1 protein-coding gene is annotated in these 922 nt (G+C 46.0%); it reads right to left on the reverse strand.

The window, feature by feature from the left end; genetic code table 11:
- The coding region (locus tag A3738_RS08360; RefSeq protein ID WP_068763522.1) for an FAD-dependent monooxygenase at positions 1-922 on the reverse strand (922 nt) is incomplete at both ends.

Below are 922 nucleotides of genomic sequence, written 5' to 3' on the forward strand. Positions count from 1 at the left end.
TTGAAGACCTGTAGCGTATTCCAATACTTTTTGTTTCAACGGACCTGAGCGATGTGCAAGCCCTAAACCTATGTTTCGAATAATTTGCACTGGGGCAGAGCGATTACTAAAGCCATAATAAAACGCGTCCATACCACTCATCATGAGTTGATTAAACATACGTCGCTGCTTTTCATAATTCTTTAACACCGCCCGATCTGATAAGGCTTGGTCATTAATCAATGCTTTACCGAGCTCCTCAATCAATACCGCGGCATCCATAAACCCGAGATTAACACCCTGACCAGCTAAAGGATTAATTGTGTGCGCAGCATCACCGGCCAGAACAATACGCTCTCCTGAGTATTGCTGAGCATGTGACTTGGCAAGAGGAAACGAAGCGACCTGAAGAATCTGTTCAATATCAGGTAATTCTTGGGGATATATCGCTTGAAGTTTTTGACGCAGCTCGGCATCAGACAAGCCTTTTAACTGTGCGATAGTATTCGGCGAGTCGTACCAAACTAACGAGCCATAATTAACACCGTCAATGCGCGGTAACGGAAGAAACGCGAGAGGCCCTTCTGGTCTAAAAGCCTGCCAAGTCCCTTGCTCAACTCCGCCTTTATAGGTAATGGATACGACCATAGCGTGCTGAGTATAAGACTCGCTAAACTGACCAATTCCAGCAATTCGACGCATTTGAGATTGCGCGCCATCAGCCCCAACAACCAAATCGGCTGACATGACAGAACCATCGCTCAAAGTAAGCATACGCTTATCAGAACCTAACTCACTCGATTCAATCGTGACGCCACTAACTAACTCAATGTTTGGCAATTCAGCAACACGATCTAGCAAGCCAAGTTGAATCGCATCATTCTCTAGTATGTGGCCTAAATGCTCTCTACCTAAGTCTTGCGCCTCAAAACGGGTCGTGGCC

Source organism: Oleiphilus sp. HI0066 (genome assembly GCF_001635725.1).